Raw genomic sequence first — 15,703 nt, 5'->3', positions numbered from 1 at the left:
AGACATCGGTTTGAGGTTGCATCTTCATAAAGAACGCCGCGTGTCTAACAAGACGCGCTGGAGAACGCTTTATCACTTTGAGTTTGCGCATACCCCGAAAAAATCGATTCCGATTATCGGCATCATGCGCCACAGGTTTTCCGCCGCGGCCAATCGTCCGGTTTGGATTTTCCAGGCGCCATGATAATGAGCGCTCCGATAAATGGAATGGGCCAGGGACAGATATCATGCAGGACAGGACGCATCTCGTCGACGACATCACCGGCCATCGCCGCATGCGGCGCAACCGCAAGGCGGATTGGACACGCCGGCTGGTGCAGGAAAACCGGCTGACGGTCGACGACCTGATCTGGCCGATCTTCATCGTGCCGGGTTCCGGCATCATCGATCCGATCCCGGCCATGCCCGGCGTCAACCGGATGAGCATCGACAAGGCCGTGGAAGCTGCGCGCGAAGCGGCCGGCCTCGGCATTCCGGCCCTTGCCACCTTTCCGAATATCGAGATGGAGCTGCGCGACGAGACCGGCTCGAACAGCCTCGAAGCCAACAACCTGATCAATCGGGCGACGGCGGCGATCAAGAAGGCGGTGCCTGATATCGGCATCATTACCGATGTCGCGCTCGATCCCTTCACCAGCCACGGCCATGACGGCATCCTCAGAGACGGCGAGATCGTCAATGACGAAACTGTCGATCAGGTGGCGCGCGCCGCCGTGATGCAGGCGGATGCCGGCGCCGATATCATCGCGCCGTCGGAGATGATGGACGGACGCATCGGCGCGATCCGCATGGCGCTTGATGCAGCCGGCCACCAGAGCGTCGGCATCATGAGCTATGCGACGAAATTCGCCTCCGCCTTCTACGGTCCCTATCGCGAGGCGATCTCGACGGGCGGACTGCTGAAAGGCGACAAGAAGACCTATTATATCGACCCCGCCAACGGCACCGAGGCGATCCGCGACGCGGCCCTCGACGTCGAGGAAGGCGCCGACATGCTGATGGTCAAGCCCGGCCTGCCCTATCTCGACATCTGCTGGCGGATGAAGGAAGCCTTTGGCCTGCCGACTTTCGCCTACCAGGTTTCCGGCGAATATACGCAGATCAAGGCGGCGGCGATGAATGGCTGGATCGATGGCGAGCGGGCGATGCTCGAAACGCTGCTGTCATTCAAGCGGGCGGGATGCGACGGTGTCCTCACCTATTTCGCGGTCGAAGTGGCGAAAATTCTCGCAAAGCGGTGACTGCATAATTCCTTAAATCGGAATCGATTTAGGATAAAATTATGCAGCGATTCAAAGTGCTACAGCGTCCTTTGCGCATCTCAAAAGACGCGCGGTGCTGTAGTGCACGATGCCGAAAAGTGTCCGCGGTCTTCGGACGACATCATGCTCCATTTCTTTGATTTGGATGCAGATGGTTTTAGGCGGATACGGCCTAAAACCATCTGCATCTGGGGGCAGATTATTGCATTTTGCCCTGCCGATACCATATCAGCGGCATCGTTTTTCCGCAGGAGATTGAGATGAGCTACAACCCCAATCCGCTTTATGCCGCACCGGAGGACTGGCGCGCCTATAGCGGCGTGTTGAGCCGCCGAGTCTTCGCCTTCATCCTCGACTACGTCATCGTGGCGCTGCTCTGCATTCCCGCGGCGATCGTGCTGTTCTTTCTGTCGATCGTCACGCTGGGGCTCGGCTTCTTTCTCTACCCTGCCCTCTTCGTCATCGTCGCCGGCATTTACTTCGGCCTGACTGTCGGCGGGCCGAGCCAGGCCTCGCTCGGCATGCGGGCCATGGGGATCGCAATCGTGCGCGTCGATGGACGGCCGATGGATTTCATGACAGCGATCGTGCATCTGGCACTGTTCTGGATCCTCAACTCGGTGCTAACGCCACTCATCCTGCTTGCCGGCCTGTTTATCGAACGCAGCCGTCTGGTTCATGACCTGCTGGTGGGCACGGCGACGGTGCGCACAGTCTGAGACTTTGGCTGAGACTTTGGCTGAAACCCTAACTGCGACCCTGGGGCGGAGACGAAATAAAGTCTCCGCCTTCTCTTTGCCGGCGGGCGCCGGCGCTCCATATTTAAAATTAGAAGACTGATATGAAGGGCGAAAAGCGCCCCGCTGTTGACGTTTTTTATTCTTAGGTCATGCTGTCAGGAAACGGCACGGTCTCGACAAGGAAATTTCCGCGACAAATGAATACGCAGACGACGCCATCCCCGCAGTTTTATCTGACGGCTCCGGCTGCGTGTCCGTACTTGCCGCATGAGATGGAGCGCAAGGTGTTCACCCATCTGGTCGGCCCGCGCGCCGCCGAGATGAACGACATCCTGACGCAGGGCGGTTTCCGCCGCTCGCAGAACATCGCTTATCGCCCGGCCTGCGAATCCTGTCGCGCCTGCGTTTCCGTGCGAATTCTCGCCCAGGAATTCGAGCCGACGAAATCGATGAAGCGCGTGCTTGGCGCCAATTCCGATGTCATCGCCACCGAATTCGCAGCCCAGCCCTCGAGCGAGCAATATTCGCTCTTCCGACGCTATCTCGATTTTCGCCACCAGCAGGGCGGCATGTCCGACATGACCGTGCTCGACTATGCAATCATGGTGGAAGACACGCATGTGAATACGAGAATCATCGAATATCGCCTGCGCGAGGAAGGCTCGGGACTGGAGCAGCGGCCAAAGGGCGAGCTGCTCGCCGCCGCCCTCACCGACACGATGAGCGACGGGCTGTCGATGGTCTATTCCTATTTCAATCCGGCGCTTGAGCGGCGTTCGCTCGGCACCTTCATGATTCTCGACCATGTCAGGCGCACGAAAGCGCTGGGACTGCCGCATGTCTACCTCGGCTACTGGGTTCAAGGGTCGCGGAAAATGGACTACAAGACGCGCTTCCAGCCGCAGGAGCATCTGACCCCGCGCGGCTGGGAACGTTTCGATCCCTCATCCATGCCCGAGAGCACCCACGACTGAATGTTCCCCACCGCTCTTTCCGACCATCGGAAGGGCCTGCTGCTGACGGCAATCGGCGGGCTGGCGCTTTCCGTGGATATCCCGCTGATGAGGCTCGCTGACGGCGAGCTGTGGTCGATCCTTGCCGTAAGAAGCATCGCGACCCTTATCGTGACGCTTCTGGTCGCCACAGTGCTCAGGATCGCCAATGGGCGCTGGCCGCTGCTGGTGCCGGGCTGGCCGGGCCTAGTCACCGGTCTACTCTACGGCCTGACGACGGTGATCTTTCTTCTCGCCGTTTTCAACACCTCGACGGCTAATGTCGTTTTCATCGTCGCCTTCAATCCGATGTTTGCCGCCCTTCTTTCCTGGATTTTCCTCAAGGAGCGGCCGGCGCCAGCAACGCTGGTCGCCATGGCGGCGATGATCTTCGGCGTCGGCCTGATCGTGCGGGACGGGCTTTCGGGCGGCCATCTCTTCGGCGATACCATGGCGCTGCTTACCGCCTTCATCATTGCCGCCGCCATCACCATCAGCCGCGCATCCCGCCGGGAGATGGGCTTCGTCTCGCTGCTTTCGACGGTGCTGCCGGCGGCGGTCGGCCTGATCTCGGTCATGCCCGCAGGCGGTTTTTCGATGGAGCATCCCGCCTGGATCCTCTTTAACGGCGCGGTGATGATGCCCCTTGCCTTCTGGTGTCTGGCGACCGGGCCGCGTTACCTCTCCGCGCCGGAGGTCGGCATGTTCTACCTGCTCGAAACAGTGCTCGCACCGATCTGGGTGTGGCTGATCTTTGCGGAAACGCCGGCGACCATGACACTCGTTGGCGGCGGCATCCTGGTGGCGGCGATCGCAGCGCATTCCGTCTGGATGGTGCGGAGAAAAAGCATCGTTCAAATGGCTGGCTAGGACATTGTCGCCTGCTTCGCTCCATGTTATAACTCCGTTACCACACAGAGGATGAAGCGATGAACGTCACGATCCGCAAGATCGGCAATTCCGAGGGTATTATCATCCCGAAGGAAACCCTCGACCGACTTGGATTGAAGACCGGCGATTCACTGGAATTGCAGATGGAAAACGGCGGCATCACTTTGAAGCCGGCCGATGAGGATTTGTCTCGTCAGCTCGAGGCGGCGCGATATTTCATGGACAAGTATAAGGTGGCCTTGAAAAAGCTGGCCGAATAATGGCTTTCAAATTCCTGACGAGACCGTTGGTGGAGAGCCTGCAGAAAATGCAGATTGAGCGCTTCGGTGGTCTCGCAGGGCTGCGTGATGAAGGCGCGCTGGAATCCGCTCTCGGCTGGCCGATGCACAAGGCAAATTACGGCTGCGACGACGTCATCGAACTCGCCGCCGCCTATCTTTTCGGCCTTGCGCACAACCACGCCTTCGTTGATGGAAACAAGCGGATTGCGATCGTAACCGCCGGCGTGTTCCTTCTCGAAAATGGCTATGAGATCGAAACGACCGATGCCAATCTCTACGCCTTCGTTCTTGCCGTAGCCGCCGGCGAGATCGACGAAGAAGGCGCGACCCGCTTCCTGCGGGATTTCACCATTCCGCTCAACCCGTCGCCTTGAACTGCTGCTGCTCCAGTTCCCTGCCAAGACCTTCGACCACATGCGCCCAGCCTTGCCGGGTCTTTTCCTCGTGTTCGGCCCATTCGGCGCACATTTCGTGGGTTAACGTCAGACGGCTGCCGCCGCCGAGAGGCTCGATGTTGATCTCGACGCGGTCGCAATTGTGATCGTGCTCCTCGACGGAGAAGCTGAAGACCATGCGCTGCGGGCGCTTCAATTCCAGGAAAACGCCCTGATGAAAAGCGTCGCCGGTCGGGCGGCGGTCGACGACGAAGAAACGGCCGCCGACACGCGGATCGATATCGGCGCGGATGACATGACCGTCATCGGTCGCAAACAGGAAGCGGCGGGCGATTTCGGGGTTGAGCCAGGCGTCGTAGACGACAGCAGGCGGCGCTTTGTAGGTGTGGCTGACATGCAATTTGATGGTGCTGGCGGGCATCGATTTTCCTCCGTTAAGGGCAAGCGCACTTTCCCCAAGCGCACGGGCCGCGGCCATTCCGTCCGCCTTCGGAGCCGGCCTTCTCTTATTTTTGGTAACGGGAATGAGATAGAGAAGTTCCCGCGCCCGCCAAGAGCCGAACGCGGAATTTTTAAGCCTCAGCCGGCGAATTTGCCGCTACGCGGGAAGCCCTTCGGCACGGTGCGGCCGGCGGTGGCGCGGTCTGCGAGCCATTCGGCAAGCTCGTCCTTGTTCTTCGTGAAGGTGCGGCCGGCGCTGTCTTCCCAGACGAGGCCGTCTGATATTGCGAAGCAGCGGACGTCGGAAATGCCGCCATCCTTGTAACGCTGCAGACGCACCCCCTTGCCGCGAGACATTTCCGGCACCTGTGCTAAGGGGAAGACCAGCAGCTTGCGGTTTTCGCCGACGACGGCGACATGGTCGCCGCTGACGGGCACGAGCAACTGCGTTTCCTCGGGCAGCCCGACATTCATGATCTGCTTGCCCTTGCGGGTATTGGCGACCAGCTCGGCTTCGGGAACGACAAAGCCGTTGCCGGCGGTCGAGACGATCAGCTGCTTGCGCGAGGGATCATGGACGAAAGCGGTCAACACCGCCTGGTCGTTATCCATATCGACGATGATGCGCAGCGGCTCGCCGTGACCGCGACCGCCCGGCAGCTTGTCGCCGCCGAGCGTGAAGGCCTTGCCGCCTGTCGTAACGATCAGGATCTTGTCCGTGGTCTGCGCCGGGAAGGCGATCTTCAAGCCGTCGCCTTCCTTGAAGGTCAGCGTTGCCGTGTCGGCGATATGGCCCTTCAACGCGCGGATCCAGCCCTTTTCGGAAATGACGACGGTGATCGGTTCCTTCTCGATCATCGCCTGCTGGATTGCTTCCTCGTCGGTCTCAGGCGCATCGGCAAACTGGGTGCGGCGGCGGCCGACCTCGGTCGCCTTGGCGAATTTCTTCTTCACTTCGCCGATTTCCCAGGCGACCGTCTGCCATTGCTTGTCGTCGGAGGAAAGCAGCGTCTCGATCTCGCCCTTTTCCTTGGTGAGTTCGTCGAATTCCTTGCGGATCTCGAACTCTTCCAGCTTGCGCAAGGCGCGCAACCGCATATTGAGGATCGCTTCGACTTGATTGTCGGTGAGATCCCAGCGCGCCATCATCACCGGCTTCGGCTCGTCCTCCTCGCGGATGATGCGGATGACCTCATCGATGTTGAGGTAGGCGACCAGCAGGCCGCTGAGGATTTCAAGGCGTCTGTCGATCGCCGCCAGACGGAAGCGCGAACGGCGCTGCAGAACTTCGCGGCGGTGGTCCAGCCACTCCTTCAACACCTCGTTCAGCGCCATGACCCGCGGGACGCGGCCCATGGAGAGCACGTTCATGTTGAGCGGGAAGCGGCTTTCGAGTTCCGTCAGCTTGAACATCGATTCCATCAGGATCGTCGGATCGACGCTGCGGGTCTTCGGCACCAGCACGACACGGATGTCTTCGGCCGATTCGTCGCGAATATCTTCCAGCAGCGGCAGCTTGCGGGCGATCAGCAGCTCGGCGATTTTCTCGATCAGCCGCGATTTCTGCACCTGGAAGGGAATTTCGGTGATGACGATCTGGTAACCGCCGCGGCCGAGATCTTCCGTCTGCCATTTCGCCCGCACGCGGAAACCGCCGCGTCCGGTGCGGTAGCTCTCGATGATGCTGTCGCGGTTGTCGATGATGATGCCGCCGGTAGGGAAATCCGGGCCGGGAATGAATTCGACCAGCTTTTCGACGGTCGCATCGGGATGTTTGATCAGATGCAGGGCCGCGTCGCAAAGCTCGTGGGCATTGTGCGACGGGATCGAGGTCGCCATGCCGACGGCGATGCCGGAGGAGCCGTTGGCGAGCAGGTTCGGAAAGGCGCCGGGAAGGACGACCGGCTCTGTATTCGATTCGTCGTAAGTATCACGGAAATCGACGGCATCCTGATCGATGCCTTCGAGCAGCAGTTCCGAGACCGCCGTCATCTTCGATTCGGTGTAACGCATGGCGGCGGGGCTATCGCCATCGATATTGCCGAAATTGCCCTGGCCGTTGACCAGCGTGTAGCGCTGCGAGAAATCCTGGGCGAGGCGAGCAAGCGCATCGTAGATCGACTGGTCGCCGTGCGGATGGTAGTTACCCATCACTTCGCCGACGATCTTGGCGCATTTCCTGAAGGCCGAGTTCGGCCTCAGCCCCATCTCGTTCATCGCATAGACGATGCGGCGGTGAACGGGCTTCAGCCCGTCGCGCACGTCAGGCAAAGCGCGGTGCATGATAGTCGACAGCGCATAGGCGAGATAGCGCTGCTCGAGCGCCGCCTTAAGGTCGACCGGCTGAATGTGATCGTCGTCTCCGCCTGAAGGCGGCAAAATCTCTTGTCCCATAGGTTCTGACTAGCTCAGAAGCGGCCGGCGGGCAAGGAATCGGGGCCATTGCAGCTGTGGATGAAGTCTTGGGACCGACATCAAAGGATGAGACAAACGCTCCGCCCCAATTTGGACTTCGTTTGCCGTTCCTCTCAACAAAAATTTAGAGGTCGGCAAATATAAAGCAGGCCTAATCCGTAGTAGCGTCACTGCAGATTTCCAACCGCCACCACGCCACCAGAGGAATCACCCCATGAACTTTTACCGGACAACGCGGCTGATGCTATCGAGCGCAGCCTTTTTCTCGCTTGCCGGCTCGGCTTTCGCTCTCGACGGCGCCGATCTGCTGAAGAAGCTCAATGCCGCCTATGCCGCACAGGGCGGAACGATTTCGGCTGACAGCGTCGATATCGACGGCACGACCGCGACGCTGAAGAATGTCAGCGTCAAATCGGCCGGCGGCGAAAGCCTGGCCGTCGGCGAAGTCACCCTCTCCGGCGTCGAAGAAGACGAGGATGGCGGCTATTACATCGAAGAGGCTGCCTTCCCCGATATCAACACCACGAAAGACGGCGTCACGGTCACGGCGCAGGAGCTGACGCTCGGCGGCATCTCGATCCCGGCAACACCGGGCGGCGACACGCTCGATACCATGATGCTCTACGAGACTGCCCATACCGGCCCACTGAAGGTGGTCAAGGATGGGGCGGAATTGTTCTCGGTGCTCGAAAGCGACGTCAACTTGACGCTGCGCGAAGACGAATCCGGCTTCGATTTCGACGGCGCCTTCAAAAGCATGAAGGCCGATCTCAGCAAAGCCGAGGATCCGCAAAGCAAGGACGCCATTGAGAAGCTGGCCCTGCAGCACATCCAGGGCGACATCACCATGAAGGGCGCCTGGGAACTCGCGCCCGGCACGATCGACATTTCAGAATTCGCCTTCGACTTCACCAACATCGGCAAGCTGAACCTTGGCTTCAAGATCTCGGGCTACACGATGGCCTTCGTGAAGTCGCTGCAGGATGCGATGAAGCAATCCGAAGCCAACCCGAACAAGGAAGAATCGCAGCAGGCGCTCGGTCTTGCCATGCTCGGCCTGATGCAGCAGCTTTCCTTCGAGGCCGCGCAGGTGCGTTTCGAAGATGCCTCGATCACCAAGCGCGCGCTCGATTATGCCGGTGCACAGCAGAACATTTCCGGCAAGCAGATGGCGGATTCGCTGAAGGCGATGACGCCGATCATGCTGGCGCAGTTCAATATCCCGGAACTGCAGAACGCCGTTTCGGCTGCCGTAAACACCTTCCTCGACGATCCGAAGAGCCTGACCGTCAAGGCCGCTCCTGAAAAGCCGGTACCGTTCCCGACGATCGTGGGCGCCGCCATGGGCGCTCCGAACACGCTGCCGCAAGTGCTTGGCGTCAAGGTTACCGCCAACGACTGATTGCGTCGATCTTGCGATCAAGGGCCCGGCAGTCGTGAACTGCCGGGCCTTTTCGTTTTTAGGCGCGGTGGCGGCCGACCTCGGCGATGGCGAGGACTGCAATATCAAGCAATTCCTCTAGCGATGCGCCGTCCCTCGCCTGCACCGACATGCCCTGGATGATGGCGCCAAGAAACCGCGCTAGCGCGCGAGCATTCGTCCCGGCCTTCATGTCGCCCTCGCGGATGCCGCGCTCGATCCTCGCCGTGAAAGCGTCCAGCGACCGACGGCGCATCGCTGCGACATGGTCGGCGATCACGTCGTTCTCGCTGGCGCAATTCAGCACAGCCGTCGAAATCATGCAGCCTTTCGGATGCTCCGGAGCCGAGAAAATCGCCGCCGAGCCCCGCAATATGCGCTCGAAGGCGGATACGGTGTCGATCGGCTCGCCGAGCGCGGAAAACGTGTCGGCGCCCAGTCCGCGATATTGCTCGAGCGCCGCGCGATAGAGATCGGCCTTCGAATTGAAGGCGGCATAGAGGCTTTGCGGCGTGATGCCCATGGCGGCGGTGAGATCGGCGATCGAGGCGCCCTCGTATCCACGCGCCCAGAAGGTCTCGCGGGCCGCCGACAGCACGGTCTCGCGGTCGAAAGCCGGCGGTCGGCCGCGGCGGCGGGCGGTAGACTTTTTCATGTCCGTAGCATTTTTCACAATGATCACTCTAGAAATTCGAAGCGGCCTGCTATATTCAGGAACGGTCATTGTGATTATAGGAGATTTAATCTGATGAGTCTTCCCCTCGAAACGGCGGATGCCGACAGGAATTCATCGCTGGCGGCAGTGGTCGATGAGGCCATCACAAGTGCGCTTACCGAAAAGCGTCTGGTTGGAACGGTGGTGCTCGTCGCGCGCGACGGAGAGATCGTGCATAGCCGCGCCGCCGGCCTTGCCGACCGCGAAAGCGGTCTGCCGATGCGCGAGGACACCATCTTCAGGCTTGCCTCCATCACCAAGCCGATCGTCACCATCGCCGCGATGCGGCTCGTCGAGCAGGGAAGAATCGGGCTCGACGACGCGGTGACGAGATGGCTGCCGGACTTTCGACCGAGGCTGCCTGATGGCAGCGAAGCAACCATTCGCATTCGCCAGCTGCTGACCCATACATCCGGCCTCAGCTACAGCTTCTTCGAAGAGGACGGTTCTTATGCCCGCGCCGGCGTTTCCGACGGCCTCGACGAACCGGGACTGCCGCTGGCCGAGAACCTGCGGCGGATCGCCAGCGCACCGCTGCGCTTCGCGCCGGGCAGCGACTGGCAATATTCCGTCGCCATGGATGTTCTGGGCGGCGTCATCGAGGCGGAAACCGGCGTGCCGCTGGGCGAGGTCGTCACTGATCTGGTGACAAAACCGCTTGGCCTTGCCGATACGGCGTTTTCGGTTCGCGATCGCAGCCGGCTTGCCGCGGCCTATATGAACGCTTCACCGGAACCGGTGCTGATGGGCGAGACTGCGCTGGTGATGTCGCTGATGGGTCCGATCCGCTTCGCGCCGAACCGTATCTTCGACCCCGCCTCCTATCATTCGGGCGGCGCCGGCATGGCGGGAACGGCAGGTGACGTGCTCGCCATACTCGAAACCATCCGCAGGGGTGGCGCACCGCTGCTCTCGATCGAAACCGTAGGGATGATGATGACCGACCAGGCCAGCGGGCACCGTCAGCAGCACGAACCCGGCTCCGGCTTTGGCTTCGGCTGGTCAGTCATCACCAATCCGGCCGAGGCAGGCGTCCCCTTCCCCAAGGGCACGTTGAAATGGGGCGGCGTCTACGGCCATAGCTGGTTCATCGATCCGGTCAACGGGCTGACCGTCGTTGCGCTGACCAACACGACGCTGGAAGGCATGTGGGGCAAGTTCACAGTCGATCTTCGCGAGGCGATCTACGCGTCATTGTGAGCGAGCGAACAAAATGAAAAGCCCGGCGATTTGCCGGGCTTTTGCATTTGGGATCAGATGATCTCAGTCTTTCTTGACCGGCGGGATCGGTCGGATCGAGAGCTCGCGCAGCTGCGTCGGGGTTGCCGGGCTCGGCGCACCCATCAGCAGGTCCTGGGCCTGCTGGTTCATCGGGAACAGCGAGATTTCGCGCAGGTTCTTCGCGCCGACGAGCAGCATGACAATGCGGTCGATGCCGAAGGCGGCGCCACCATGCGGGGGCGCGCCGTACTGGAAGGCGCGGTAGAGGCCGCCGAAACGGTCTTCGACGTCCTGCTGGCTGAGGCCGACCTTTTCGAATGCGGCGACCATGGTTTCCGGCGACTGGTTACGGATCGAGCCCGAGGCGATTTCGAAACCGTTGCAGACGGCGTCGTACTGGAATGCCTTGATCGTCAGTGGATCCTGGTTCTGCAGCGCATCGAGGCCGCCCTGCGGCATCGAGAACGGGTTGTGCGCGAAATCGACCTTCTTTTCTTCCTCGCTCCATTCGAAGAACGGGAAGTCGACAATCCAGCAGAGTTCGAAACGGTCGCGATCGACAAGGTTCAGCTCTTCGCCGGCCTTGGTGCGGGCTTCACCGGCAAACTTGTAGAACTTCGCCGGATCGCCGGCAATGAAGAAGCAGGCGTCACCGTCATCGAGGCCGAGTTGGGTACGGATCGCGTCGGTACGCTCCTCGCCGATGTTCTTTGCAAGCGGGCCGGCACCCTCGAGCTTGTCACCTTCCTTGCGCCAGAAGATGTAGCCAAGGCCAGGCTGACCGGTCGACTGCGCCCAGGCATTCATGCGATCGCAGAACGCTCTGGAACCGCCGGTCTTGGCCGGAATAGCCCAGATCTCGACCTTCGGGTTGGAGGCGATCATGCCTGCGAAAACCTTGAAGCCGGAGCCGGCGAAATGTTCGGTGACCGCTTCCATGACGATGGGGTTGCGCAGGTCCGGCTTGTCCGAACCATATTTACGGATCGCCTCGTCATAGGGGATGCGCGGCCATTCCTTGGTGACCGGCTTGCCTTCGGCGAACTCTTCGAAAATGCCGGTCATCAGCGGACCCATCGTGTCCCAGACGTCCTCCTGGGTGACGAAGCTCATTTCGAGGTCGAGCTGGTAGAATTCACCCGGCAGGCGATCGGCACGCGGGTCTTCGTCGCGGAAGCAGGGCGCGATCTGGAAATAACGGTCGAAGCCGGCCACCATCAGCAGTTGCTTGTACTGCTGCGGCGCCTGCGGCAGCGCATAGAAAGTGCCGGGATGGATGCGGCTCGGCACCAGGAAGTCCCGCGCGCCCTCCGGCGAAGAAGCCGTCAGGATCGGCGTCGTATATTCGGTGAAGCCGACATTGCCCATTTCGCGGCGCATGGCGGAGATGACCTGGGTGCGCTTGACGATGTTCTTGTGCAGCGTTTCGCGGCGAAGATCGAGGAAGCGATACTTCAGGCGGACGTCTTCGGGATAATCCGGCTCGCCGAAGACCGGCAGCGGCAATTCCTTGGCGGCGGAGAGGATTTCGATCTCCTGCGCATAGAGCTCTATCTCGCCGGTCGCCATGCTCTTGTTGACGGTGTCTTCGGTGCGGGCCTTGACGAGGCCATCGATACGGATGACCCATTCTCCACGCACGGTTTCCGCCATCTTGAAGGCCGGGCTGTCGGGATCGGCAACGACCTGGGTGATGCCGTAATGGTCGCGAAGGTCGATGAATAGAACGCCGCCATGGTCGCGAACGCGGTGAACCCAGCCGGAGATACGGACGGTCGAGCCGACATCCGACTTGCGGAGGGCGGCGCATGTGTGGCTGCGGTAGCGATGCATGATCTCAAATCCTGGATGTGGCTTAAGACGGCAGCAAGGGTTCCAAGACCCTCAAGCGCCGACAAGAAAATCGGGCGGAAAAGCGCATGGACGCTCCGATTTGTCAAGGCTTGGCGCAAGCGGCTGAGCGTTTGACACGCGTTTATGGCGAGGCTGCGACCCGCATGCTGCGGCAGTTTGGCCGCGCTTCCTGTATTGATGAAGATGTCGGTCAACTTTAAAAGGATCGGCATTCTCACCGTGGAGCATCCGCATGCCTCTCCTTAGCCGCCGCAACCTTCTCAAGGCATCCGCTGTCGCGGGCGCCTATGGTGTCGGCATCGGCGTTGCCAGTAAATTCGGGTTTGCCGAGGCGGCTCCCGAGCCGCAGCTGCTGACGGCGGTAAAGACCGAAACCATGCTGACCGAGGCGGGACCGACCAAGGATATCATGAGCTGGGGCCATGATGGCATGCCGCCGGTTGTACGGATGAGGAAGGGGCGACCCTATGCGGCGCGGCTGAAAAATGGGCTCGACGAGCCGACGACGATCCACTGGCACGGGCTTCGCATCGACAATCGCATGGACGGCGTGCCGTTCATGACGCAGCCCTACGTCTATACCGGCGACAGCTTCGACTATGCCTTCACACCGCCGGATGCCGGCACCTTCTGGTATCATCCACATTGCAACACGCTGACGCAGATGGGGCACGGCATGACCGGCGTCATCGTCGTCGAAGATCCGGCCGATCCGGAATTCGATGCCGAGGTGGTGCTGAACCTGCGCGACTGGCGGCTCGGCGGCAACGGACAATTCATTGCCCCCTTCCGGCCGCGCGACGCTGCCAAGACCGGCACCTACGGCACGGTGCGGACCGCCAACTGGCACCAGGAGCCGCGATATGACGCGCCGGCCGGCGGGCTGGTGCGGCTGCGCATCGCGGTCACCGACGTGACGCGGATCTTCTCGCTGAAGATGGAAGGCGCCGATGCGACCGTGATTGCAATCGACGGCAATCCGGTGCCGAAGCGTTTTTCCCTCGACCTGCTGCAGATCGGACCGGGTCAACGGCTCGATCTTGCCGTGCGCATGCCGGATGGTGAAGGCGCCGTCGCGACGCTCGAGGATATTCGCGGCACGGCGCCGAAGGTGATCGCCAGCCTGCGCGCGGTCGGATCATCGTTGAAGCGCGCCATCGGCGATCTCGGACCGCTTGTCGACAACCCCGTCCCTAAGGCCGATCTTTCCGCCGCCGAGCAGATCCCGCTGGTACTGAGCGCCACCGCCGAGAATGCCGCCGTCGAAAGCATCTGCGGCTCGCTGGGCTACAGTTTCTGGGCCATCAACAAGGTGCCGTGGCCGGGCGACACGCCCGATCCGACGGCGCCGCTTGCGGAATTGAAGCTCGGCAAGAGCTATGTCTTCAATCTGGAAAATACCACGCCGCATGCGCATCCGATCCATCTGCACGGGATGAGCTTCACGGTGATCTCCTCCTCGACGCGGGAGGTGATGCCGCTCACCTCCGATACCTATCTCATCCAGCCGGACGAGAAGGTGCAGCTTGCCTTCGTCGCCGATAATCCAGGCGACTGGCTGCTGCATTGCCATATCATCGAGCATCAGAAGACGGGGATGACGAGCTATCTCAGGGTCAGCTGAGACAGTGCGCTTTCGCCGCGGTTGCGGCTGTGCTTCGCGCCGGCGTTCGCGCCTTGCCTCAGTTTGGACGTGATTCTTCGCCAGCAATGCTCGAAGCGTATGCTGTTGTATTGACATATCGAACCGAAAGGAGAAGGAAGGTTTAACCGACCTTTTCCTTGCGAATGAAATGATATGATCGAAACCACCGCCGATTTGGCGGCCGCCTGCAAAGAGCTGGCCAAGTCCGACTTCATCACCATCGACACCGAATTCCTGCGCGAAACGACCTTCTGGCCGGAGCTCTGCCTGATCCAGATGGCAAGCCCAACGACGGAAGTTCTCGTCGACCCGCTGGCCAAGGGCATCGATCTCGCCCCCTTCTTCGAGCTGATGGCCGATACGAAGGTGCTGAAGGTCTTTCATGCGGCCCGCCAGGACATCGAAATCATCTTCAATCGCGGCAATCTCATTCCGCATCCGATCTTCGACACGCAGGTCGCCGCCATGGTCTGCGGCTTCGGCGACAGCGTCTCCTATGACCAGCTGGTCAGCCGCATCAAGAACGTCCATATCGACAAGTCTTCGCGCTTCACCGACTGGAGCCGCCGGCCGCTCTCGGACAAACAGCTGGATTATGCGCTGGCCGACGTCACCCACCTGCGCGACGTCTACCTGTCGCTGAAGGCGGAACTGGAACGCGAAGGCCGCACCTCCTGGCTCTCCGAGGAAATGGACATTCTCGAGTCGCGCGAAACCTACGACATGCATCCGGACGATGCCTGGCAGCGGCTGAAGATGCGCCTGCGCAAGCCGCAGGAGCTGGCGATCCTGAAATATGTCGCCGCCTGGCGCGAACGCGAGGCGCGGGCCCGCAACGTGCCGCGTTCGCGGGTGCTGAAGGATGATGCGATCTACGAGATCGCCCAGCAGCAGCCTAAGGATACCGAGGCGCTCGGCCGTCTGCGCACCATTCCGAAGGGTTGGGAGCGTTCGACTTCCGGCGCCGCGGTCGTTGAGGCCGTCAACACGGCGCTTGCTCTTCCGAAGGCCGATATGCCCCATGTGCCACGCCAGGCGCAGGCGCCCGAAGGGGCTGCTGCTGCCGTCGAATTGTTGAAGGTGCTGCTGAAGCTCATTTCGGAAAAACACGGCGTGGCGCCAAAGGTGATCGCCAATAGCGAAGATCTCGACAAGATCGCCGCCGAAGGCGAGAAGGCCGAAGTCGCTGCCCTGCACGGCTGGCGGCGCGATCTTTTCGGCGAGCCGGCACTGCAGCTGATCCAAGGCGCGATCGCCCTGCGTTTCGTCGACCGCAAGGTCGAAACCGTCAGCCTCTGAGGCGACTACACTCGCCTTAAATCGGCATCGGTTTAAGAACAAAATTATGCAGCCATTCAAAGTGCTACAGCGCCGCGTGTCTGGAAAAGACGCGCGGCGCTGTAATTTCGAATTCGCTTGACGGTTTTTTCC

The 15,703-nt window shown here is 60.8% G+C and carries 14 protein-coding genes; 10 read left to right on the top strand and 4 right to left on the bottom strand.

The genetic code is table 11. The features are described 5' to 3' along the window. Positions 1 to 227 precede the first annotated feature (227 nt). The 6 genes from hemB (at position 228) to G9X64_RS10405 (ending at position 4,540) form a co-directional block, all read left to right on the top strand. Complete coding sequence (gene hemB, locus G9X64_RS10430; RefSeq protein ID WP_168316290.1) at positions 228 to 1,241, top strand: porphobilinogen synthase; 1,014 nt, start codon at positions 228 to 230, stop codon at positions 1,239 to 1,241. A gap of 281 nt (positions 1,242 to 1,522) precedes the next feature. Next, the gene (locus G9X64_RS10425; protein WP_168309844.1) at positions 1,523 to 1,981 is read left to right on the top strand and encodes an RDD family protein; all 459 of its coding nucleotides are present in this window, start codon (positions 1,523 to 1,525) and stop codon (positions 1,979 to 1,981) included. A 218-nt stretch (positions 1,982 to 2,199) separates the two neighbouring features. Beyond that, positions 2,200 to 2,976, top strand: coding sequence for an arginyltransferase (locus G9X64_RS10420; RefSeq protein ID WP_171376531.1), 777 nt, complete (start codon positions 2,200 to 2,202; stop codon positions 2,974 to 2,976). Next, positions 2,977 to 3,864 (top strand): DMT family transporter, encoded by an 888-nt coding sequence (locus G9X64_RS10415; protein ID WP_168309842.1) that lies wholly within the window; start codon positions 2,977 to 2,979, stop codon positions 3,862 to 3,864. A gap of 59 nt (positions 3,865 to 3,923) precedes the next feature. Next, positions 3,924 to 4,145 (top strand): AbrB/MazE/SpoVT family DNA-binding domain-containing protein, encoded by a 222-nt coding sequence (locus tag G9X64_RS10410; RefSeq protein ID WP_003547144.1) that lies wholly within the window; start codon positions 3,924 to 3,926, stop codon positions 4,143 to 4,145. Further along, the gene (locus tag G9X64_RS10405) at positions 4,145 to 4,540 is read left to right on the top strand and encodes a type II toxin-antitoxin system death-on-curing family toxin (RefSeq protein ID WP_168316287.1); all 396 of its coding nucleotides are present in this window, start codon (positions 4,145 to 4,147) and stop codon (positions 4,538 to 4,540) included. The genes G9X64_RS10410 and G9X64_RS10405 overlap by 1 nt, the downstream gene beginning before the upstream one ends. On the opposite strand, the gene G9X64_RS10400 is transcribed toward G9X64_RS10405, so the two are convergent. Both G9X64_RS10400 and parC read right to left on the bottom strand, forming a co-directional pair. Continuing rightward, positions 4,524 to 4,982, bottom strand: a complete 459-nt coding sequence (locus tag G9X64_RS10400; protein ID WP_168309884.1) for an SRPBCC family protein — start codon at positions 4,980 to 4,982, stop codon at positions 4,524 to 4,526. The two genes, G9X64_RS10405 and G9X64_RS10400, sit on opposite strands and share 17 nt — an antisense overlap. Before the next feature lie 158 nt (positions 4,983 to 5,140). Further along, positions 5,141 to 7,396 (bottom strand): DNA topoisomerase IV subunit A, encoded by a 2,256-nt coding sequence (gene parC, locus G9X64_RS10395; RefSeq protein ID WP_171376530.1) that lies wholly within the window; start codon positions 7,394 to 7,396, stop codon positions 5,141 to 5,143. Between the two features lie 235 nt (positions 7,397 to 7,631). On the opposite strand from parC, the gene G9X64_RS10390 reads away from it, so the two are divergent. Next, the gene (locus G9X64_RS10390) at positions 7,632 to 8,819 is read left to right on the top strand and encodes an aq_1923 C-terminal domain (RefSeq protein ID WP_168309839.1); all 1,188 of its coding nucleotides are present in this window, start codon (positions 7,632 to 7,634) and stop codon (positions 8,817 to 8,819) included. A gap of 58 nt (positions 8,820 to 8,877) precedes the next feature. Here the strand turns inward: G9X64_RS10390 and G9X64_RS10385 are convergent, their stop codons facing one another. Continuing rightward, positions 8,878 to 9,519 carry a TetR/AcrR family transcriptional regulator gene (locus tag G9X64_RS10385; RefSeq protein WP_171376529.1) on the bottom strand — a complete coding sequence of 214 codons (642 nt, stop codon included), beginning with the start codon at positions 9,517 to 9,519 and terminating at the stop codon, positions 8,878 to 8,880. Positions 9,520 to 9,585: 66 nt separating this feature from the next. On the opposite strand from G9X64_RS10385, the gene G9X64_RS10380 reads away from it, so the two are divergent. Then, entirely contained in the window at positions 9,586 to 10,752 is a 1,167-nt protein-coding gene (locus G9X64_RS10380; protein WP_171376528.1) for a serine hydrolase domain-containing protein, read from the top strand. 63 nt (positions 10,753 to 10,815) lie between these two features. Here the strand turns inward: G9X64_RS10380 and aspS are convergent, their stop codons facing one another. Next, complete coding sequence (gene aspS / locus G9X64_RS10375) at positions 10,816 to 12,606, bottom strand: aspartate--tRNA ligase (protein WP_171376527.1); 1,791 nt, start codon at positions 12,604 to 12,606, stop codon at positions 10,816 to 10,818. Between the two features lie 253 nt (positions 12,607 to 12,859). Between aspS and G9X64_RS10370 the strand changes: the two genes are divergently transcribed. After that, positions 12,860 to 14,251 carry a multicopper oxidase family protein gene (locus tag G9X64_RS10370; RefSeq protein WP_168309835.1) on the top strand — a complete coding sequence of 464 codons (1,392 nt, stop codon included), beginning with the start codon at positions 12,860 to 12,862 and terminating at the stop codon, positions 14,249 to 14,251. 174 nt (positions 14,252 to 14,425) lie between these two features. Beyond that, positions 14,426 to 15,571, top strand: coding sequence for a ribonuclease D (gene rnd, locus G9X64_RS10365; RefSeq protein WP_171376526.1), 1,146 nt, complete (start codon positions 14,426 to 14,428; stop codon positions 15,569 to 15,571). The last annotated feature ends 132 nt before the right edge of the window (positions 15,572 to 15,703 follow it).

Source organism: Rhizobium sophorae, assembly GCF_013087515.1.
Lineage (GTDB): Bacteria > Pseudomonadota > Alphaproteobacteria > Rhizobiales > Rhizobiaceae > Rhizobium > Rhizobium sophorae.
Note: the sequence above shows the minus strand (reverse complement) of the source record. Positions and strands in the feature narration are given on the sequence as shown.